Annotated in this window: 18 protein-coding genes and 1 tRNA gene; 9 read left to right on the top strand and 10 right to left on the bottom strand. The window is 71.3% G+C overall.

All coding sequences use genetic code 11. The annotated features are described in order from the left end of the window. The first annotated feature begins 13 nt into the window (after nucleotides 1-13). The gene (locus AB0J40_RS37820; protein ID WP_364463350.1) at nucleotides 14-1,555 is read left to right on the top strand and encodes a M28 family metallopeptidase; all 1,542 of its coding nucleotides are present in this window, start codon (nucleotides 14-16) and stop codon (nucleotides 1,553-1,555) included. 49 nt (nucleotides 1,556-1,604) lie between these two features. Here the strand turns inward: AB0J40_RS37820 and AB0J40_RS37815 are convergent, their stop codons facing one another. Then, the gene (locus AB0J40_RS37815; protein ID WP_364463348.1) at nucleotides 1,605-2,534 is read right to left on the bottom strand and encodes a neutral zinc metallopeptidase; all 930 of its coding nucleotides are present in this window, start codon (nucleotides 2,532-2,534) and stop codon (nucleotides 1,605-1,607) included. A gap of 509 nt (nucleotides 2,535-3,043) precedes the next feature. Between AB0J40_RS37815 and AB0J40_RS37810 the strand changes: the two genes are divergently transcribed. Beyond that, the gene (locus tag AB0J40_RS37810) at nucleotides 3,044-3,517 is read left to right on the top strand and encodes a MarR family transcriptional regulator (protein WP_364463345.1); all 474 of its coding nucleotides are present in this window, start codon (nucleotides 3,044-3,046) and stop codon (nucleotides 3,515-3,517) included. Nucleotides 3,518-3,553: 36 nt separating this feature from the next. Here AB0J40_RS37810 and AB0J40_RS37805 read toward each other — a convergent pair. The 3 genes from AB0J40_RS37805 to AB0J40_RS37795 form a co-directional block, all read right to left on the bottom strand. Beyond that, nucleotides 3,554-3,640, bottom strand: a tRNA-Ser gene (locus AB0J40_RS37805). A 518-nt stretch (nucleotides 3,641-4,158) separates the two neighbouring features. Further along, entirely contained in the window at nucleotides 4,159-4,998 is an 840-nt protein-coding gene (locus tag AB0J40_RS37800; RefSeq protein ID WP_364463342.1) for a patatin-like phospholipase family protein, read from the bottom strand. A 30-nt stretch (nucleotides 4,999-5,028) separates the two neighbouring features. After that, on the bottom strand, nucleotides 5,029-5,310 hold the full coding sequence (locus AB0J40_RS37795; protein WP_364463339.1) for a DUF2277 domain-containing protein: 282 nt from the start codon (nucleotides 5,308-5,310) through the stop codon (nucleotides 5,029-5,031). Between the two features lie 102 nt (nucleotides 5,311-5,412). Here AB0J40_RS37795 and AB0J40_RS37790 point away from each other — a divergent pair, with 102 nt between their 5' ends. Then, complete coding sequence (locus tag AB0J40_RS37790; RefSeq protein WP_364463336.1) at nucleotides 5,413-6,354, top strand: Ldh family oxidoreductase; 942 nt, start codon at nucleotides 5,413-5,415, stop codon at nucleotides 6,352-6,354. On the opposite strand, the gene AB0J40_RS37785 is transcribed toward AB0J40_RS37790, so the two are convergent. Together AB0J40_RS37785 and AB0J40_RS37780 are read right to left on the bottom strand one after the other, a co-directional pair. Beyond that, complete coding sequence (locus AB0J40_RS37785) at nucleotides 6,351-6,575, bottom strand: RNA-binding S4 domain-containing protein (RefSeq protein WP_364463333.1); 225 nt, start codon at nucleotides 6,573-6,575, stop codon at nucleotides 6,351-6,353. The two genes, AB0J40_RS37790 and AB0J40_RS37785, sit on opposite strands and share 4 nt — an antisense overlap. Before the next feature lie 7 nt (nucleotides 6,576-6,582). After that, complete coding sequence (locus tag AB0J40_RS37780) at nucleotides 6,583-7,386, bottom strand: trypsin-like peptidase domain-containing protein (protein ID WP_364463331.1); 804 nt, start codon at nucleotides 7,384-7,386, stop codon at nucleotides 6,583-6,585. A gap of 137 nt (nucleotides 7,387-7,523) precedes the next feature. Here AB0J40_RS37780 and AB0J40_RS37775 point away from each other — a divergent pair, with 137 nt between their 5' ends. Both AB0J40_RS37775 and AB0J40_RS37770 read left to right on the top strand, forming a co-directional pair. Beyond that, nucleotides 7,524-8,342 (top strand): SDR family NAD(P)-dependent oxidoreductase, encoded by an 819-nt coding sequence (locus tag AB0J40_RS37775; protein ID WP_364463328.1) that lies wholly within the window; start codon nucleotides 7,524-7,526, stop codon nucleotides 8,340-8,342. A 91-nt stretch (nucleotides 8,343-8,433) separates the two neighbouring features. Continuing rightward, entirely contained in the window at nucleotides 8,434-9,057 is a 624-nt protein-coding gene (locus tag AB0J40_RS37770; RefSeq protein WP_364463325.1) for a hypothetical protein, read from the top strand. 4 nt (nucleotides 9,058-9,061) lie between these two features. Here AB0J40_RS37770 and AB0J40_RS37765 read toward each other — a convergent pair whose 3' ends face one another. Then, nucleotides 9,062-9,721 carry a response regulator gene (locus tag AB0J40_RS37765; RefSeq protein ID WP_364463323.1) on the bottom strand — a complete coding sequence of 220 codons (660 nt, stop codon included), beginning with the start codon at nucleotides 9,719-9,721 and terminating at the stop codon, nucleotides 9,062-9,064. Continuing rightward, on the bottom strand, nucleotides 9,718-11,301 hold the full coding sequence (locus AB0J40_RS37760; protein ID WP_364463446.1) for a sensor histidine kinase: 1,584 nt from the start codon (nucleotides 11,299-11,301) through the stop codon (nucleotides 9,718-9,720). The genes AB0J40_RS37765 and AB0J40_RS37760 overlap by 4 nt, the downstream gene beginning before the upstream one ends. A 192-nt stretch (nucleotides 11,302-11,493) precedes the next feature. Here AB0J40_RS37760 and AB0J40_RS37755 point away from each other — a divergent pair, with 192 nt between their 5' ends. The 4 genes from AB0J40_RS37755 to AB0J40_RS37740 all read left to right on the top strand — a co-directional run bounded on the left by AB0J40_RS37755 (nucleotide 11,494) and on the right by AB0J40_RS37740 (nucleotide 15,168). Continuing rightward, complete coding sequence (locus AB0J40_RS37755; protein WP_364463320.1) at nucleotides 11,494-12,300, top strand: ABC transporter ATP-binding protein; 807 nt, start codon at nucleotides 11,494-11,496, stop codon at nucleotides 12,298-12,300. After that, nucleotides 12,290-13,174, top strand: coding sequence for an ABC transporter permease (locus tag AB0J40_RS37750; protein WP_364463317.1), 885 nt, complete (start codon nucleotides 12,290-12,292; stop codon nucleotides 13,172-13,174). Before AB0J40_RS37755 ends, AB0J40_RS37750 begins: the two co-directional genes overlap by 11 nt. 13 nt (nucleotides 13,175-13,187) lie before the next feature. After that, nucleotides 13,188-14,237, top strand: coding sequence for an ABC transporter substrate-binding protein (locus tag AB0J40_RS37745; protein WP_364463314.1), 1,050 nt, complete (start codon nucleotides 13,188-13,190; stop codon nucleotides 14,235-14,237). Nucleotides 14,238-14,457: 220 nt separating this feature from the next. Continuing rightward, nucleotides 14,458-15,168 (top strand): G1 family glutamic endopeptidase, encoded by a 711-nt coding sequence (locus AB0J40_RS37740; protein WP_364463312.1) that lies wholly within the window; start codon nucleotides 14,458-14,460, stop codon nucleotides 15,166-15,168. A 1-nt stretch (nucleotide 15,169) separates the two neighbouring features. Here the strand turns inward: AB0J40_RS37740 and AB0J40_RS37735 are convergent, their stop codons facing one another. Then, nucleotides 15,170-15,778, bottom strand: a complete 609-nt coding sequence (locus AB0J40_RS37735; protein WP_364463443.1) for a hypothetical protein — start codon at nucleotides 15,776-15,778, stop codon at nucleotides 15,170-15,172. A 91-nt stretch (nucleotides 15,779-15,869) separates the two neighbouring features. Then, nucleotides 15,870-18,779: an AAA family ATPase gene (locus AB0J40_RS37730; RefSeq protein WP_364463310.1), complete on the bottom strand. Its 2,910-nt coding sequence runs from the start codon at nucleotides 18,777-18,779 to the stop codon at nucleotides 15,870-15,872. Nucleotides 18,780-19,190 lie beyond the last annotated feature (411 nt).

Below are 19,190 nucleotides of genomic sequence, written 5' to 3'. Positions count from 1 at the left end.
AAGGTGAGCAACCATGTCACTCTTCCGAAAGAGATTCCTCCCGCCGGCGGCCATCGCCGCCGGCGCGACGCTGGCGCTTGGCCTCACCCCGGCCGCCGCCGCGACGACGGTCCCCGACGGTCCCGCACTGGCCAAGCAACTCGTCAAGAAGGTCGACGTCAACGGCGTCAACCGGCACCTGATCGCCCTGCAGCGGATCGCCGACACCAACGGCGGCACCCGGGCGGCCAGCACCGCGGGCCACCAGAAGTCCGCCGAGTACATCGCGACGAAGCTCGAAGCGGCCGGCTTCCAGGTCACCCGCCAGGAGTTCCCGTTCACCTACTCCGAAACCCTGGCCGAGAAGCTGACCGCGGGCGGCCAGAACGTCCCGGTGATCGCGATGGAGTACACCGTCTCGACGCCCGTCGGCGGCATCACCGCGCCGCTTTCCGTGGTCGCGGTCGACGACACCAGCGGCTGCGAGGCCACCGACTACACCGCGGACGTCGCGGGCAAGATCGCGCTGATCAAGCGCGGTGGCTGCTCGTTCGCGCAGAAGCAGCAGACCGCCGCGGCGGCGGGCGCGGTTGGCGCCATCGTCTACAACAACACCGACGGCGACCTGAACGGGACGCTCGGCGGCCCGGAGAACGCGAAGATCCCGACCGGCGGCGTGACGGCGGCCGCAGGGGCGCAGCTGGCCACGCTCGGCGGGCAGAACGTGACCCTGGAGCTGCGCGCCTTCCAGGAGGCGCGGACCAGCTACAACGTCATCGCCGAGACCAAGACCGGCCGCAAGGACAACGTCGTGATGCTGGGGTCGCACCTCGACAGCGTCCCGGCCGGCCCGGGCATCAACGACAACGGCACCGGCTCGGCAACCCTGCTCGAGACCGCGCTGCAGCTGGGGAGCAGCCCGAAGGTCAACAACGCCGTCCGCTTCGGCTTCTGGAGCGCGGAGGAGTTCGGCCTGATCGGCTCGACCTACTACGTCGACCAGCTGAGCTTCGAGCAGCAGCTGGACATCGCGCTGTACCTGAACTTCGACATGATCGGCTCGCCGAACGCCGGGTACTTCGCCTACGACGGCGACAACTCCGACGGCGTCGGCGCGGGCGCCGGCCCGTACGGCTCGGCGCAGATCGAGAAGACCTTCGTCGACTTCATGCAGGCCGCGCGGGGTGTGTCGCTCGAGGGCACCGACTTCACCGGCCGCTCGGACTACGGCGAGTTCATCGCCGTCGGCATCCCGGCCGGCGGCCTGGACACCGGCGCCGAGGTGCTGAAGACGCCGGCGCAGGCGGCGAAGTGGGGCGGCACGGCCGGCATCGCGTTCGACCCGTGCTACCACCAGGCCTGCGACAACCTGGGCAACATCGACCGGGTCGCGCTCGACCGCAACGCGGACGGCGTCGCCTGGGCCCTCGGCGTCTACGCGACGAGCACCGAGAGCATCAACGGCGTCCAGCCCGGCCAGGCCAAGTCGAAGTCGCTGACTGCGCAGAAGCGGTCGACCCAGCGGTCCCTCACGGCGCACGCCGTGTCGGGTGACCCGCACGCGCTGACCGCCTGAGCACAGAACGAAGGGGCCGTCCCGGGTGGGACGGCCCCTTCTTCGTGGCTCAGCCCAGATTGCTGGTGCCGAAGGTGTCGCAGCGGGCCGGGTCGCCGGTCTGGAAGCCGGTGGTGAACCACTTCTTGCGCTGCGCGGACGTGCCGTGGGTGAACTTCGAGCGGTCGACCTGGCCGCCGCCGAGGTTCTGCTGAATGTAGTCGTCGCCGATGCGGGACGCGGTGTCCAGCGCCGACGCGATGTCGTCCTGCGTGACGTCGGTGATCAGCGGCTTGCCGCTCTCGGTCGGCGTCGTCGAGGCGTGGTTGCCCCAGACGCCGGCGTAGCAGTCGGCCTGCAGTTCCAGGCGCACCGAACCGGACGTCGGGCCGGTGCCGGTGCCCTTCTTCGACGTCCCGAGCAGGTTCTGGACGTGGTGGCCGTACTCGTGGGCCAGCACGTAGGCCTCGGTGAAGAGGCCGCCCTGCGCGCCGAAGCGGGACTTCAGCTCGTCGAAGAAGGACAGGTCGATGTAGACCTCGGAGTCGGCCGGGCAGTAGAACGGGCCGGTGTCGGAGGTGGCGCTGCCACAGCCGGTGCGCACGCCGCCGTTGAAGAAGTTCGTGGGCGCCTTGCGGTAGGTCGAGCCGGAGCGGGAGAACTGCTGCGTCCAGTAGTCCTGGACGGAGTTGACGATCGCGACGATCGCGCAGTCGTGGTTCTTGTTGGCGTCCGCGCCGGTCTTGCACTCGCTCGCGAGCTTGGAGTTGTCGACCTGCTGGCCGGAGCCGACGCTGCCGAGCCCGCCGCTCAGGCCGTTCCCGCCGCCGATGCTCACGCCGCCGAGCTGGGAGAGCACGAAGTAGATGATCAGCCCGACGACGCCCAGTCCACCGCCGCCGAGCGCAACACGGCCGCCGATCCCGCCGCCGCCTCCACCGCTTCCGCGCAGGTCCTGGACTTCGGAGGCGTCCAGGCCGGCGTCGTCGTCGAATCTCACCGGCAAATGGTAACGAGCCTGGGCCCGACCGTCGCGCTGGCGGCCGAACCCAGGCTCTGTACCGAGGTTTGTCTTTGGTCGAGCGGTTGGCCGCGTCGGGGCCGGCGTTCAGGCGCTGTCGTCACGACTGCCGAGGTCGTGACCTGACACAGGCCCGATCGACGCCGTATGCGTGAACGCATGGAAGCCCGCGCGTAGGTGGCTGTTCGCAATCGCGCCCGGCCCGTTTGTGAACCGTTCCGGTCGCGGGGACACAGCCGGCGGTCAACCGCGAGAATCACCCGCCACGCAACCACCTGACCTCTCCCGGCGGGGAGCCGGGCCGGCACGTCACCGTCGCCGCGCCCTACCCTGGCCGACCATCCGCCGACAAGCAGAATGCGCCTTTTCCGGCCGAGTCTCAACCTTTTCGTAACCCCACCTTCGGGCGATGTTGCGGTGGCGTTTTCAGCCGCGCGCAGTTCGGACTCGGACCGCGCGGTCCCTTGATCAGCGTTCTAGGCTGCCTTATGAGCGAGGAGCGGCCTGTGCGTTGGTTGAACGAAGCCGAGATGGCGGCGTGGCGCTCCTACATCGTGGCGACCCTCCGGCTGCGGCAGCGGCTGCACCGCGAACTGGCCGAGCGGCACGACGTGTCGCTGACCGACTACGAGGTGCTCGTCTGCCTGGAGATGCAGGACGGCTACCGGATGCGGATGTCGGAGCTGGCGGTGCTGATGGGATCGACGAAGAGCAGGCTCTCCCACCAGGTCGGCCGCCTCGAGGAAGCGGGCGTCGTCCGGCGCGTGCGCGACCCGGAGGACAAGCGCGGGGTCATCACGGAGCTGACGGAGGAGGGCAAGGCCCTGCTGGAGAAGGCGGCACCGACGCACGTGGAGGGGGTGCGCGAGCACCTGATCGACCTGCTGAGCCCCGAGGAACAGGCGACGATCGCGGCGGCGTTCGACCGGGTGCTGGGCCACTTGTCCGAGGTGGAGGGCTGAACCCGGGCGCGGCTACTCCGCGCCCGGGGTCCGGAGCGGTAGCGGTGGGATTCGAACCCACGGAGAGGTTGCCCCCTCGCATGTTTTCAAGACATGTTCCTTCGGCCGCTCGGACACGCTACCTCGCCCCACGAGGGTAGCCGACGAAGTTCGCGGAGCTGCCCGGGCGGGCTTCGGGACGGGGCGCGATGGGCTTGCCGCGGGCGGATGTGGTTGCCCAGGCCCGGGTTCCGGTGGGGGCGGGGTTGCTTTGGCGGCTGCAGGCAGGGGGACGGTCGGCGGCTGCCCGGCCCGGCGCTGATTGGCCTGGCCGGCTCTCGGAGCGCTTCCCGGCTCCGCACGCACCGGCGGCTCGCCGCACCCCCCCCGGTAGACAGGGACTTGGCTGCACACTTCCCGCCCGCCGTGGACCGCGGGTTGCAGCACCCGGCCTGCCGCCGACCCTGGCTCCGCCGCCGACCGCGGGCCGCGCAAACCCTGGTCCCGCCGCAACCCCGGCTCCCCTGCGACCCCGACCCTGCCGCCGACCGCGGCTCCGCTGCGACCGCGGCCCTGCCGCCGACCGCGGCCCCGCCGCAATCGCGGCTCCGCCGCCGACCCCGGCCGCCGCAAAACCCTGGCGCAGGCCCCGCCCCGCCGGCCTACGTCCAGCTGAGCGTCAACGCCGCCCCCTGAGCCCGTCCCGCCTCCGCCGCCGGGGTTCGCGTTGCCGGGTCCAGCGGGTTCTCGCCGATCGCCGCCACCGATGCCTCGTCCGGGGTGATCAACGTGACCTCCGCACCCGCCGTCCGCAAATCCTCCAGGACCTCCAGCAGCGGCTTCTCCATCGGCAACGGCGCGTCCACCCCCAGCGGCGACACCACCGTCACGCGCGTGTACCCCGTCGCGTAGTCCGCGTTCTCCGCCGATCGGACCCCGCCGTCCACGTACCGCCTGCCGTCGATCGTCACCGCCGGCCAGATTCCCGGGACCGCGCAGCTCGCCGCCACCGCGTCCACCAGGGACACCCCTGATGCCTTGTCGAACCGGCGGGGCTCGCCGGTCGAGGCGTCCACCGCCACGATCACCAGCCGCTGCTCCGGCCACTCGTGCACCGGCAGCCGCGCCTCGATCACCGCTCGGCGGTCCACTTCGGACACCGTCTCGGCCGCCAGTGCCATTTCGCCGATCGCGCGGCGGATCTCGGCCGGGTTCGTCGAGCCCGTGACCGCTTCGCCGAAGGCCGCGGCGAACTTCTCGAAGTCGATCTCCGCCGGGATCTCCCGTGTCTGCCGCGCCGGGTCGACCTGGCGCGCGTACAGCTCGTCCAGCGCCGTCCCGCTCGTCACCTGCGCCGCGACGACCGAGCCCGCCGAGGTCCCGACGAGCAGGTCCGCGCCCGTCAGGTCCTGGCCGTGCTCGGCCAGCCCCGTGAGCAAGCCCGTCGTCCACGCGATCCCGGCGACCCCGCCGCCACCCAAAACCAAAGCCTGTCCAGCCATGCGGGCAGCCTAGCGACGGGGTCCGACAATTTACGGCCGCTTGAGCGCCTGGGCCGCCATCCGCGCCCGGACCTCGGGGCGGCGCAGCGGTGGCACGGTCGCCGGTGGCTGACGGCGCGCGGGCAGCTGCTCGAGCAGTTCCGCGGTGATCCGCGTGATCTCGGCGACCGCCGCTTCGAACGGCTCGCGGGTCGCGTCCGACAGCGACTGCACGCCGGTCACCTTGCGGACGTACTGGCGGGCGGCGGCCTCGATCTCCTCGCCCGTCGCGGCGGGCTCGAGCCCCCGGAGAGTGGTGATGTTTCGGCACATGCCGCCCAGGGTACGTCGCTTCGGACGTCCCGATCACACGGTCGGGTAGGGCCGGGCGAACCTCGTTGACGCCCTGACCCGCGCTTGGGCAATGTCGGGGAAGTGCCTCTCAGACCGCGTCCCTTCCGCTCCGCCCGCCCCGAACCCCGCATCCTCGAAGAAGAAACGCCGGAAACCCCGATCCCCGAACAGGCCTGGCCGAGGGTGCGAGCCGACGAGCTGGTCACCCTCGTGGCACACGTCTTCGCCGCGCACGGCTTCCCCGAAGCGCGCGCCCGCATCGCCGCGGAAGCGCTCTGCCACGGCGATCTGACCGGCTCGCCGGACACCGGCGTCGCCGACCTGACCCGCGTCCACCTGCCCCTGCTGGAAGCCGGGCTCGTCGTGCCGCACGCCGAGCCGCTGATGATCGCCGACCGCGGGGCCGCCGCGCTGCTCGACTACCGCCGCGCGTCCGGGCTCTGGGCCGTCGGCGACGCCATGGACCGGGCGGTGGCGCGGGCCGGGCGCTTCGGCGTCGGGCTCGTTTCGCTGCGCGGGATCGGGCCGTTCGGCCGGGCCGGGCACCACGCCGCCCGCGCGCTGCCGCACGCCATGATCGGGCTGGTGCTCGCCGCGGGCGGGGAACCCGGCCAGCCGATGAACCCGCTCGGCATGGCCGCGCCCGGGGGCGCGTACCCCGAGTTCGTCTTCGACATGGACAAGCCGGGTGAGGAAGCCGCCGGCCTGACGCTGCTGGTCGAGGTCCTCGCCGGCGTGCTCTCCGGCGTCGCGGACCACGAACACGACACCGGCCTGCTCGTGCTGGCGATCGCGCCGACGACGCTGCGCAGCGCCGACGGCTTCTACCGGGCGGCCAGCGCGCTGTTCGGCAGCATGCTCGGCTGGGAGGGCGGCGCGCCGATCCGCTACCCCGGCTGGCGCGAGGCCCAGCACCTCGAGCAGTGCCGGGCGCTGGGGGTGCCGCTGCCCGGCCCGGTGCGCCGCGAGCTGGACGCGCTGGCCGCGTCGATCGGCCTGCCGCCGCTGACCAGCGTCGGTTAGGACACCAGGACGACCTTGCCGCGGTCCTTGCCGACCGCCACGACGTCGCCGTCGGTCAGCTGGCGGCCGCGGCGGGTCTCGACCTCGCCGTTGACCGTGACCTCCTCCGCGTCGATCAGGTCCTTCGCGTGGGAGCCGTCTTCGGCGAGGCCGGCGAGCTTGAGGAACTGGCCGAGCCGGATGGGCTCGCCGGTGATGGGTACGTCGACGGGATCGCTCATACGCGCATCATGCCCGTGCGGTCGTCTGCCGGTAGAGGGCCTGGACGTCCGTGTCGAAGTAGCTCGAGTACGACGTGTCCGGGTCGTCGCCGCCGTACTCGAAGCCGCCGATGACGCCGACGACCGTGCCGAGGCGGGTCTTCGGGTCCTCCGCGGTGACCCACGGGCCGCCGCTGGTGCCGGTCGGGAAGCCCACGCAGTCGACTTTCAGCTGGTAGGTGTCCTGCCGGCTCGTGGTGTTCCGGCAGACCGCGGGCACCTCGGAGTCGTCCGGGTAGCCGGTGAGCGTGATGGCCTGTTCGAACGCCGTGCCGGTCGCCAGGGTGTTCGCCCCGACCAGGCTTTCCAGTGGTTTCGTGGCGCCGGCCTGGTGCGCGGTGGCGAAGCCGACGTCGAGGTCCGGGTCCGACGAGGAGCTCCAGCCGGGCGCGACGAGCTCGTCGCTCACCGTCCAGTAGCCGAACGGCGCGACGCCGTCGTGGTAGCCGGGCGCGAAGGTGACGCCGGTGAGGTAGCCGCCGCCCTCGCCGTCGTGGATGCAGTGGGCCGCGGTCAGCAGCACGTCGCCCTGGTCGCTGTGGACGACGCTGGCGGTGCAGTAGTGCGCGCCGTCGAGGAACAGCGCGCCGACCGCCGGGCTGGACCCCGTGGGCAGGTCGGGTGTCGAGACCGGCGCCGCTTCGACGACCCCGGTGTCCGGCGGGGTCGCGCTCGCGGTCCGCGCCGGCCGGGTCGCGAAGACGACGAAGGCCGCGCCGAGCAGCAGGACCGCGGCGAAGATGAGCAGGACGGCGGGCCGCCGCACGCGCATCGCCTCCTCGTCGCTCTCACCGGGGCACCGACCCCATCACCTTAAGGTGCCGGAGCGACACGATCAGCGCACCCACAGCAACCTCACAGCCGCTAGTATCCGTAACTCGGGAGTAACACCAACCGGGCGGAGGGCCGATGAAGCAGTTCGCGGGCAAGGTCGTGGTGGTCACGGGAGCCGGTTCGGGGATCGGGCGGGCGCTCTCGCTCGAGTTCGCGCGCCGCGGGGCGCGCGTCGCCCTCTCGGACGTCAACGCCGCGAACGCGGAGGAGACCGCGAAGCTCGCCGGCGACAACGCCCGCGCGTACCCACTGGACGTCGCCGACCGTGCCGCCGTGCTGGCCCACGCCGACGAGGTCGCCGAGGAGTTCGGCCGCGTCAACGTCGTCGTGAACAACGCGGGCGTGGCGCTGGGCGCGACCGTCGAGGAGATGACCTTCGAGGACTACGACTGGCTGATGGGCGTCAACCTCGGCGGCGTCGTGAACGGCACGAAGGCGTTCCTGCCGCACCTGATCGCCTCCGGCGACGGGCACGTCGTGAACATCTCCAGCGTCTTCGGCTTCGTCGGGGTGCCGACGCAGAGCGCGTACAACGCGGCGAAGTTCGCCGTCCGCGGATTCACCGAGGCGCTGCGCGAGGAAATGCTGATCGCGCGGCACCCGGTCGCGGTGAGCTGCGTGCACCCCGGCGGGATCAAGACGAACATCGTGCGCAACGCGCGCAGCATCGCCGACGACCAGGAGCAGGCCGCCCAGGGTTTCGAACGGATCGCGCGGACGACGCCGGAGAAGGCGGCGCAGACGATCCTGCGCGGCATCGAACGGAAGTCGGCGCGGATCCTCATCGGACCGGACGCCTACGTCATCGACGCCATCCCGCGCGTGCTGGGCTCGGCGTACCAGCGGCCGCTGGCGGTCCTCGCGCGCATGGGACTCAAACAAATGGGCAACTGAGCTTTCACTCATTGGGGTTGCCTTTCTGACAGCGTCGTCCGAAATGGTCCAGAATGCGTGAGGTCCGCCAGTCCCGTCCCGGAGGTCCCCGATGCTTCGCACCGCACCGCGCAGTGCGACCCGTTCGTCCAGCGACCGCACCGCGGTGGAACTGCTGGACCGCACCGGAATCGTCGCCGCGAGCCTGCCGCGGCGCCGTCGCACCGACGACGACGTGCCGGCCGCCGAGCCGATCTTCACCCGCACGCCGGTGTGCGACCAGGACCTGCGGCCGAAGTCGGTGGTGATCCGGCGCCGCGCCCGCACGTGGCTGGGCAGCGGCGCCGCGGTGCTGCTCGTCGCGGCCGGCTGGCTGGCCGGCGGCCTGGCCACCGGCAGCCTGTTCGGCTCGGCCCCGGCCGACGTCGCCCAGCTGGACGCGCGCCCGGCCGTCGCCGAGGCACCCGCGCCCCAGCCGCAGCCCCCGCAGGCGCCGGTGGCCACGCCGGCCCCGACGACCGTGTACGTGCCGGTGCCCGCGAAACCGGCCGAGAAGAACGTCCAGGCGCAGGCGAAACCGAAGAAGAAGCAGCCGGAGACCGACGAGGCCCGCGTCGACCTGCCGTCGCCGACGCCGACGTCGGCCAACCTCGTCCAGTCCTGGGTCGGCGTGGCCGAAAGCATGATGCAGCAGTACCAGTACCGCGCGGACACGACGACGACCACGCGCCGCTGACGTCTCAGGCGTCGCTCCAGCGGTATTCGTGCTCGGGTCGCCCCGTGGCGCCGTAGCGCAGGCGCATCTGGACGGTCCCCGACTCGGCGAGCGCCGTCAGGTACCGCTGCGCCGTCGCCCGCGCCATGCCCAGCTCGCCCGCCACCTCCGCGGCCGACAGCGGCCGCCCGGCACGCCGCAGCTGTTCGGAAACCAGCCGGGACGTCGCCGTCGACTGGCCTTTCGGCGCCGACGTGCGGTCCTGGTCGTGCAGCACGCGGTACGCGCGGTCGACGTCGTCCTGGGCCAGCGCGCGGTCTTCGGCGAGCAGGCCGCGGAAGCGCGCGTACGACGTCAGCCGGTCCGCGAGCTGGCGCGTGGTGAACGGCTTGATCAGGTAGTTCAGCGCGCCGGCCCGGATCGCCGCCGCGACGGACGCGCTGTCGGTCGCCGCGGACAGCACGATCGTGTCGGTCTGCAGCTCCGGCAGCACCGCGAGGCCGGACTCGTCGGGCAGGTAGACGTCGAGCAGGATCAGGTCGGGCGCCAGCTCGCGCACCCTCGCCCGTGCCTCGGCGGCGGTGTGCGCGGTGCCGACCACCGCGAAGCCCTCGACCTCCTCGACGAACCCGGCGTGCACCCCGGCGACCCGGAAGTCGTCGTCGACGATGAGCGTGCGGATCATCCGTCCTCCGTCAGCATTCCGGGCAGTTTCGCGACGAACAGGGCACCCGTCTCGGCGTCGCCCGGACCGGCCAGCCAGACGTCGCCGCCGTGGGCGCGCGCGGCCTGGCGGGCCAGCGCCAGCCCGAGCCCGTGGCCGGGCGCGATCTTCGTCGAGACGCCTTCGTCGAACAATGTCCCCCGCAGGTCTTCCGGCACGCCGGGCCCACTGTCCACAACGGACAGGTGCAGCGTGTCGCCCTCGGCCAGCAGGCTGATTTCGACGGTCGCGGGCCGTCGCGGACCCATCCGGGCGGCGTGCAGCGCGTTGTCGACGAGGTTGCCGATCACGGTGTTCGCGGCGATCGGGTCGGTCACGGTCGTGGGCACCCACGTGTCGTCGGCGAGCTTGAGCGTGAGCCCCTTTTCCTGCGCCTGCTCGGTTTTCGCGACGAGCAGCGCCTGCAGGTACGGGTCGGCGACGGCGTCGCCCAGCTCGCTCGGCCGCGCCGACGGCGAGTCCGTCAGCGTCTGCAGGTACTCGACGGCCTCGGTGTGGTGGCCGAGCTGGAGCAGCCCGTAGAGCGTGTGGAGCCGGTTGGCGAACTCGTGCCGCTGCGCGCGCAGGCCGTCGGAGAGGGCGCGGATGCCGTCGAGCTCACGGGTGAGCGTGTCGAGGTCGGTGCGGTCGCGGAAGGTCAGCACCGTGCCGATGTCCCGGTCGTCCAGCCGGACCGCGCGCGAATTGACCACCAGGACGCGGTTTCCGGCCACCGCGAGGAGGTTGTCGACCGGCCGTCCTTCGGCGACGGCCTTGTGCAGGCGCGGCGAAAGCTCCAGTTCGGAAAGGCCCGCGCCGAGCGGGAGTTCGGTGCCGAGCAGGCGTTCGGCCTCGTCGTTGCGCACCGAGACGCGGTTCGCCTCGTCGACGGCGAGCACGCCTTCGCCGATCCCGTGCAGCACGGCTTCGCGTTCGTAGAGCAGCTCGGTCAGCTCGTGCGGTTCGAGGCCGTGCGTGACGCGCCGCAGCCGCCGGTTCAGCAGCGCCGACGCGCCCGCGCCGAGCAGCAGCGCGCCGCCGGCGAACAGCAGCGTGATCACCAGGAGCTGGTTGAACGCGCCGGTCGGATCGGCCACGTCGAAGCCGACGCTGACCTCGCCGACGACCCGCTGGTGGCCCGGCGCCCAGATCGGCGTCTTGCTGCGGACCGACAGGCCGAGCGTCCCGCTCTGCACCGCGCTGACCTCGTCGCCGCCGGCGAGGGCCACGTCCGGGGGCGTGCTGACCGGCTTCCCGATTTCGCTCGGCGTCGGGTGCGCGAGCCGGATGCCCTTGTCGTCGGTGATCACGACGAACAGCGCGTCATTGGCCGCCGTGACGGCCAGGACGCGTTCCTCGAGGGCCCCGCCGGGAATCTTGGCGGCCGCGTTGGCGACGACGACCGGGTCCGCGGCGACGGACTTCGCGATGGCCAGCGCCCGGCGGCCGTACTGGTCGGTGAGCGTGTGGCTCAGCAGCACGCTGACCAGCGCGACGCCGATCCCGACGACGAGGAGGACCACGCCGATCTGCAGCAGCAGCACCTGCCTGCTGAACCGCATGCGCGGGAAGAGCGCCCACTTTGGCATGGCTCGGAACCATACCCCCTGGTCAGCGCCGTGCGCTAAATGAGCAAAACATTCAGAACGCACAGCTCGCGCGGAGAACGTCGACAAGCTTCACCTCGACGCAACGGCTGCTTAACGTCCCTTCCCAACGTGAGCCCCACCACGTGACGAAGGAGTCACCTCCCCATGGTTCCCCCACTGATCGAACTCACCGGAGCCACCAAACGGTTCCCGAGCGGGTCCGGTTCCGTGCACACGGCCGTCCGCGACCTGACCATGACCGTGCAGCCCGGCGAGTTCGTCGCCGTCGTCGGCCCCACCGGGTGCGGCAAGTCGACGACGCTCTCGCTGGTCTCCGGCCTGCAGCCGCCGTCCGCCGGCCGGGTGCGGGTGAACGGCGAGGACGTGAAGTCCATTCCGGACGGTGTCGGCTACATGTTCCAGACCGACGCGGTGATGCCGTGGCGTTCGGTGCTGGACAACGTCGCTTCCGGCCCGCGCTTCCGCGGTGTGCCGAAGGCCGAGGCCCGCGCGCAGGCCGTCGACTGGATCGCCCGGGTCGGGCTCGCCGGGTTCGAGAAGTACTACCCGCACCAGCTCTCCGGCGGCATGCGCAAGCGCGTCGCGCTGGCCCAGACCCTGGTCACCAAGCCGAAGATCATGCTGATGGACGAGCCGTTCTCGGCGCTGGACGTCCAGACGCGGGCGCTGATGCAGGACGAGCTGCTGCGGCTGTGGTCCGGTTCGGGTGCGGCGGTCATCTTCGTGACGCACGACCTCGACGAGGCGATCGCCTTGGCGGACAAGGTCGTCGTGCTCACGACGTCGCCGGCGACCGTGAAGGACGTCTTCGAGATTCCCCTGGAGCGGCCGCGGAAGGTCGAGGACCTCCGGCTGACCGAGGAGTTCCGCAAGCTCTACGCGGACATCTGGGAATCGCTGCGCAGCGAGGTCGACAAGGCCCGCGAGAAGGGAGCGACCAATGTCGCTTGAGACTCCCGCGGCCCCGGCCGCTTCCCTGCCGGTGCTCGAAACCGAGCAGGACATCCTGACGAAGGCGAAGCGGGCCACGTCCCGGCGCAGGCGCAACACCTGGCTGCTGCGGCTGGCCCTCGTGGTCGCCTGGCTCGGCAGCTGGGAGCTGACCGCGACCTACTGGATCGACCCGTTCTTCTACTCCAAGCCGTCCCGCATCTGGGAGCGGCTGAGCCAGTGGGTCACGAGCGGCACCGACTTCGGCTCGCTCTGGTACCAGCTGTGGGTCACGGTCGAGGAGGCGCTGGTCGGCTTCGCGATCGGTGCGGTCGCCGGCGTGATCTTCGGCGTGATCCTGGGCCGCAGCCAGTACCTGGCCGACGTGCTCGCGCCGTTCATCAAGGCCGCCAACGCGGTTCCGCGCATCGTGCTCGCCTCGCTGTTCGTCATCTGGTTCGGCCTCGGGCTGGCGTCGAAGGTCGCCACCGTCGTCGTGCTCGTGTTCTTCGTGGTGTTCTTCAACGCCTTCACCGGCGCCCGCGAGGTGGACCGCAACCTGATCGACAACGCGCGCATCCTCGGCGCCGGCCGGATGCAGGTGATCAAGGCGATCGTGCTGCCGAGCGCGACGTCGTGGATCCTCTCGTCGCTGCACACCGCGTTCGGCTTCGCGCTGATCGGCGCGGTCGTCGGCGAGTACGCCGGCTCCAAGGCCGGCATCGGCTTCCTCATCTCGAACGCGCAGGGCACGTTCGACTCGGCGGGCATCTACGCCGCCATGATCATCATCACCGTCGTCGCACTGGTCGCCGAGTGGGGCATCGGAAACCTCGAGAACCGGCTGCTGCGGTGGCGGCCCTCGATGTCCACCTCCAGCCAGACCGTCATCTGAAAGGACCGAATCGATGAGGATTCGCCGGATCGCCGTCGCGGTCACCGCGCTGACCGCGGTGGCCGGCCTGACCACCGCCTGCCAGGACTCCCGCACCGCGGCGACGGGCGAGGGGGGCAAGCCGAAGGTCACGATCATGGTCGGTGGCCTGGAGAAGGTCATCTACCTGCCCGCCATGCTCACCCAGCAGCTCGGCAACTTCGCCGCGCAGGGCATCGACGTCGAGCTGCAGAGCGAGCAGTCGGGCGCCAACGCCGAGACCGCGCTCGTCGCCGGGCAGGTGCAGGGCGTGGTCGGGTTCTACGACCACACGATCGACCTGCAGGCCAAGGACCAGTGCATCAAGAGCGTGGTGCAGCTGGCCAACATCCCGGGTGAGGCCGAGGTCGTCGGCACCAAGCACGCCGACGCGATCAAGAGCTCGGCCGACTTCAAGGGCAAGAAGCTGGGCGTGACGTCGCTCGGGTCGTCCACCGACTTCCTGACGAAGGCGCTGGCGGCCAAGGCGGGCGTCGGGGCCGACCAGTACACGCCGGTGAAGGTCGGCGCCGGGCAGACGTTCATCGCGAGCCTGGACAACGGCGGCATCGACGGTGGCATGACGACCGACCCGACGATCGCGCAGCTGACCAACACGGGCAAGGCGAAGGTGCTCTACGACCTGCGCACGCCCGAGGGCACGAAGGCCGCGCTGGGCGGGCTGTACCCGGCGTCGTCGCTGTACATGAGCTGCGACTTCGTGGACCGCAACAAGGACGCCGTGCAGAAGCTGGCCAACGCGTTCGTGGCCACGCTGAAGTGGATCGGCCAGCACAGCCCGGAGGAGATCGCGGCGAAGATGCCGCCGTCCTACAGCGGCGGTGACAAGGCGCTGTACGTCAAGTCCATCAAGGACAGCATCGGGATGTTCAACGGCGACGGCAAGATGGACGCCGACGGCGCGAAGAACGTGCTCGAGGTGCTTTCCAGCTTCTCGAAGAACGTGCAGCCGAAGAAGGATTCGATCGACCTGTCGAAGACCTACACGACCGAATTCGTCGACGCGGCCGCGAAGCAGGGCTGAAGCCCCGCTCACCTGACCGGGCGGTAGGTGAGCGTCATGGACCCGTGAAGGCCTTTTCCCCCGCGAAGGCCTTCACGGGTCTTTTCGTTCAAATCCGGCAAATTGGTGAGTATTTCCCGGAATGTGAAGACCCTTCGAAAGTAGCTACCTTCTTTTCGGTGCGGCTCCAACACTTGGGGACACGGTTTTCCCGGTCCCCATCGGTGAACGGAGTCCCCGCATGTCCCGAATCCTCGCGTCGCGTGCTGCCCGCGTCCTCACGGCGGTTGCCGCTGCTGCCGCCGGCTTGGCTGTTTCCGGCACCGCGCACGCCGCGGTCGAGTACGGTTCGCACTTCCACGGCCACCAGTTCTCCGGCGGCAACTGGGGTGGCTACGTCAGCTTCGGCAGCTTCACGACGGCGACGGCGAGCTGGACCGAGCCGTCGGTGAGCTGCACCTCCACCAACGACCTGTTCGCGCCGTGGGTCGGCATCGACGGCGACGGATCGTCCACAGTGGAGCAGACCGGCGTCGAGACGGACTGCTCCAGCGGCCGTCCGGTGTACTCGGCCTGGTACGAGATGTACCCGGCCGCGCCGGTGTACTACAACGTGTCGGTCAGCGCGGGCGACCACATCACCGCGACCGTGACCCGCACCGCCACGAACACCTACCGGCTGGACCTGTCCGACACGACCAAGGGCTGGTCCAAGTCCACGACGAAGTCGCTGACGTCGAAGCACGCGTCGGCGGAGGCCATCATCGAGTCGCCGACGGACTCGTACCCGAGCATCTCGGGCGGGATCACGTTCACCGGCGTCAAGTTCAACGGGACGAACCTGGCCTCGACCGGCCCGTCCGCGCTGAACGCCGACGACCGCGGCCGGTACACGTGGATCCCGGGCGCCATCGGCTCGGACGGCCAGAGCTTCACCATCTCGCGGCACTGAGTCACTTCAGGTTGTTGATGGCCCACGACACCACCATCACCGCCAGGATGAGCGAGATGACGGCTTGCAGCATCATCGTCATCTTCGCCCAGATCCGCAGCGGCATGACGTCGGTGGGGCTGAAGGCGGCCGCGTTCGTGAACGAGAAGTAGAGGTAGTCCAGGTAGGACGGCTCCCAGTCCCGGTGCGCCAGGTCCGGGTCGGCCATCTGCGGGAACTGCAGGTCGGGGAACTCCGCCCGGCCTGCAGCCCGCCTGCCGGGGCCACCGCGGTCGAACTCCCAGTACCAGAGCGAGAAGGCGACGATGTTCGTCCAGTAGACGATCCCGCCGGTGACCAGCACGGCACCGGCGCGGTCGCCGATCGAACCGGTCGCGATGTTGTAGACCAGCGACACGGCCGAAAACGCGTTCACGGCGGTCACCGTGGCGACGAGCAGCAGCGAGATGACCCGTTCGACGGCGCTGAACTGCGTCATCCGGCCCGGGTTGGCGAGCAGCAGCGCGACGACGAGCAGCCCCGAGACGGCCGGCAGCAGCCACCACGGGTGCAGCGCCATGTCGTCGGGCAGGACGACCTGCAGCACGAGAGTGGCGACGACGACGCCCATCGCGGGCCAGCGCGTCTCCCCGGAGGTCCGCCGGCGCCAGGCGGGAAGTGCCTCTTCTGTCACGCGCCCAAAGTAGGACGACCCGGCCCGGCTAGCCAGCCGGTGCCGTCGTCACCTCGCCCGGGAGCTTCCTCGCCACGTCCGTTCTCGACCGCGCACCCAGCTTCCGCAGCACCTTCGCGACGTGCTGTTCGACCGTGCGCGGGGAGAGGAACAGCCCGTCCGCGATCTCCCGGTTCGTGCGGCCCTCCGCGAGCATCCGCGCGACCTCGCGTTCCCGCGGTGACAACTCGCTCCCGTACCCGCGCCGCCCGCGTTGCGAAGGCGCCCATGCGCCGTGCTCGCGCAACTGGTGACGGCAGCGTCCGGCGTCGCGGGTGGCGCCCAGCTGCTCGTACGCCTCGGCCGCCGCGGTCAGCTCCTCGACGGCGTCCCGGTTGCCCGCGGCGAGGCGGCACATCGCCGCCCGCTCGCGCATGGCCGTCGCCGGGTAGGGCATCGGCAGCGCCGCGTACCCCGACGCGGCTTCGTCGAAGAGCGTCGCCGCGGCCAAGTGCTTACCCCGCGCTTCGAGCAAGACCGCCCGGCCGGCCACCAGCGCCGCCGCGGCGACCGGTGCGTCCCGGCCTTCGATGCCGCGGGCGAAGGCCTCGACCACGCTGTCGGCCTCCGGCCAGCGCCCGGCCCGCGCGTATGCCTGGGCGGCCGCCGGGACCAGCGCCGCCGCCCAGATCCAGACGCCCTTGCGTCCGGCCGCGGCCACCGCCGTGTCGGCCGCCGCACACGCGCCGTCGACGTCGTCGGTCGCCAGCAGCACCGAGATCAGCACCCCGGCCGCCGACAGCACGACCGGGATCGGCCCGCGGTCCGGCGCGTGCACGCTCGCCGCGGCCAGGTGCCGTTGCGCGGCGGCGAACTCGCCGCGCACGGCCGCGAGCCCGCCGAGCACCAGCGACGACTCCATGACGATCGGGCCCAGTTCCGGGTAGCTGTCCCGCAGCTGCTCGGCGGCTTCGGCGAGGCCGCTCCAGCGCCCGCGCACCCAGTCGAGCCGGACGCGGGTGCCCTGGATCAGGCCGATCGCGTACAACGCGCCCGCGTCGGTCGCGCGCCGGACGCCCTCGGTCACCAGCCGTTCCGCGCGGTCGAGGTGGCCCGCCCACGACTGGCCGTCGGCGAGGTTGCACCACAGCCGGGCCAGCTGGACGCGCTCGGCGACCGTGCCGACGGTGTCCGGGAGCGCCTCGAACTCCGCCCACGCCGAGCCGTCGCCGACGTGCGACGCGGCCGCGATGCGGTCCACGGTCAGCGCGAGCCGCAGCTCGGGGTCGTCGAGCCGCTCGTACACCTCGCCCGCGCGGGCGCGCCAGGATTCGTGCCAGGACAACGGCGTCAGCCCGTCGATCGGCTGGGCGAGCAGCGTGATCCCCCGCGCGGCGAGGTCGGGCCGGTCGGTCAGCTCGCCGACCGCGCGCTCGACCTCGAGGCGCCCGCGGCCGAGCCCGCCGATGGTCCGGACCTGCAGCATGCCGAGGCTCAGCCGGATCGAGCCGCGGACCGACGGCGGAAGCGGCACTTCTTCGAGGACGCGCTGGAGCGTGCCGATCACGTCGGGTCGGAAGCCCCGCAGCGCGACCTGGCTCAGCTTGCCGGCGACGCGCCCGATGTCGGACTGCGCCGGGCCGGGCTCGGCGAGCACCGACTGCAGGAGGTCGATCGCGCGGGACGTCTCGCCGCGCGTGACGGCCTCGTCCGCGGCGGCTTCGGCGTAGTGCCGCCACTGGTCGACGCGGCCGGCCGCGCGGGAATGGCGCGCCAGCAGCGTCAACGGCGGGGCCGGTTGCGCGGCGAGCACGCGGATCGCCTGCGCGTGCAGCAATGCGCGTTCGGGTCCGCTCACCGTGTCGTAGACCGCCTTGCGCGCCAACGGATGCCGGAAGCCGTACTTGCTGTCGCCGACTTCGCCGAGTACGCCACCGGACAACGCGGCGAGCAGCGCCGTGCGGAGAGCGTCGTCGGACAGGCCGGCCAGCTCACCGAGCACGGCGGCTTCGGCACCGACGCCGAGCACCGCGGCCGCGCCGGCGAGCCGGACAGCGGTGTCCGGCAGCGCGGAAAGCCGTTCGGTGACGGCTTCCCGCAGCAGCACGGGGACTTCGAGGTTCTCCAGCATCCGGTCGGAAAGGACTTCGCCGACGGGCAGCCGCTCGGCCGCTTCGCGGAGGGCCCGCAGGGTTTCCTCGACCACGAACGGGATCCCGGCGGTGCACTCGTGCAGCTTCGCCGCGAACTCGTCGGTGACGCGGGGCAGTTCGAGGATTTCGACCGCGAGCGCGCGCACGGCGGCGACGTCGAGCGCACCGAGCGCGACCCGCGCGGAGTGGACGGCCGGGTCGGTCCGGAAGGGGGCACTCCAGGTCACCGCCCCGGCGTCGGTCGTCGACCGGTAGGTGGCGACCACCGCCAGTTCCGGCGGCATCGAGCCGGCGAGGAACCGCATGAGGTCGCGGGTGTCTTCGTCGGCCCACTGGAGGTCGTCGATCAGGACGAGCGTCGGTCCGCAGGCCTGCAGGAGTTCCCGCACCGCGCGGAAGACGCGGTGGCGTTCGGCGACCGGATCGGGCAGTGGTTCGGGGCGCTCGGGAAGCGCTTCCGCGAGCTCCGGCAGCAGTGGCCGCAGCACGCCGGTGAGGGGGCTGAGCGGTCCGAGCGGCGCGTCGCCGGCCCCGTGAAGCGCTTCCAGGACGGGGCCGTAGGGGAACGGTTCCCGCAGCGGCTGGCAGGCGCCGGTGAGCACGCGGCCGCCGTCGAACTCCTTGCGGCGCCCGAGCTCCCCGAGCAACCGGGTGCGGCCCATGCCGGGTTCGCCCTCGATCAGGACGGCGGCCGGGCGCCGCTTGAGCACGTCGACGATGGCGTCGAGCTCGGTGTCGCGGCCGGTCAGCCGGGCGGGTCCCGACCGGACGCTCACCGTGGTGGGGCGGGGAGCCGTGAGCCACATGTCGCGCCCTCCTCGACCTACCGGGGTGTGCGCGGGAGCCTAAGCAGCGCTCGACGCTCCGTAAACCATTAACCGAATAGGTGGTCAGTACCACCGTCACACGTCCGCCTACCCGCTGTCACCGGTTTGCCGCCGGATCCGCCGGTCTTGCGTCACTGCGCGTGCGAAACGTCGGTGATTCGCGCGTTCCGGCGGTGCTTAACACGTTCAGGGTGGCGGGATGACTACTGAAAGTAGTTCACGGAAACCCTACTTAAGGACCTGTCCGACCGGGTGACAGTCGTCCGGTCGGAGCGCTTGGAGCAGGGGATTCGTCCGGAGTGAATGCGTATACGCATTCGCCGGGCGCCCGGATTGCACCGTAACGCCCACTGCGGGGACGCTCACCCGGGGGAGTACCACTGCGTGGCC

The organism is Amycolatopsis sp. NPDC049691 (assembly GCF_040675005.1).
GTDB lineage: Bacteria > Actinomycetota > Actinomycetes > Mycobacteriales > Pseudonocardiaceae > Amycolatopsis.
Note: the sequence above shows the minus strand (reverse complement) of the source record. Positions and strands in the feature narration are given on the sequence as shown.

Coding starts and splice junctions, on each gene's coding strand:
- AB0J40_RS37820 (WP_364463350.1), top strand. CDS start 14: ATGTCACTCTTCCGAAAGAGATTCCTCCCGCCGGCGGCCATCGCCGCC.
- AB0J40_RS37810 (WP_364463345.1), top strand. CDS start 3,044: ATGAGCGAGGAGCGGCCTGTGCGTTGGTTGAACGAAGCCGAGATGGCG.
- AB0J40_RS37800 (WP_364463342.1), bottom strand. CDS start 4,998: ATGGCTGGACAGGCTTTGGTTTTGGGTGGCGGCGGGGTCGCCGGGATC.
- AB0J40_RS37795 (WP_364463339.1), bottom strand. CDS start 5,310: ATGTGCCGAAACATCACCACTCTCCGGGGGCTCGAGCCCGCCGCGACG.
- AB0J40_RS37785 (WP_364463333.1), bottom strand. CDS start 6,575: ATGAGCGATCCCGTCGACGTACCCATCACCGGCGAGCCCATCCGGCTC.
- AB0J40_RS37780 (WP_364463331.1), bottom strand. CDS start 7,386: ATGCGCGTGCGGCGGCCCGCCGTCCTGCTCATCTTCGCCGCGGTCCTG.
- AB0J40_RS37775 (WP_364463328.1), top strand. CDS start 7,524: ATGAAGCAGTTCGCGGGCAAGGTCGTGGTGGTCACGGGAGCCGGTTCG.
- AB0J40_RS37770 (WP_364463325.1), top strand. CDS start 8,434: ATGCTTCGCACCGCACCGCGCAGTGCGACCCGTTCGTCCAGCGACCGC.
- AB0J40_RS37765 (WP_364463323.1), bottom strand. CDS start 9,721: ATGATCCGCACGCTCATCGTCGACGACGACTTCCGGGTCGCCGGGGTG.
- AB0J40_RS37760 (WP_364463446.1), bottom strand. CDS start 11,301: ATGCGGTTCAGCAGGCAGGTGCTGCTGCTGCAGATCGGCGTGGTCCTC.
- AB0J40_RS37755 (WP_364463320.1), top strand. CDS start 11,494: ATGGTTCCCCCACTGATCGAACTCACCGGAGCCACCAAACGGTTCCCG.
- AB0J40_RS37750 (WP_364463317.1), top strand. CDS start 12,290: ATGTCGCTTGAGACTCCCGCGGCCCCGGCCGCTTCCCTGCCGGTGCTC.
- AB0J40_RS37745 (WP_364463314.1), top strand. CDS start 13,188: ATGAGGATTCGCCGGATCGCCGTCGCGGTCACCGCGCTGACCGCGGTG.
- AB0J40_RS37740 (WP_364463312.1), top strand. CDS start 14,458: ATGTCCCGAATCCTCGCGTCGCGTGCTGCCCGCGTCCTCACGGCGGTT.
- AB0J40_RS37735 (WP_364463443.1), bottom strand. CDS start 15,778: ATGGGCGTCGTCGTCGCCACTCTCGTGCTGCAGGTCGTCCTGCCCGAC.
- AB0J40_RS37730 (WP_364463310.1), bottom strand. CDS start 18,779: ATGTGGCTCACGGCTCCCCGCCCCACCACGGTGAGCGTCCGGTCGGGA.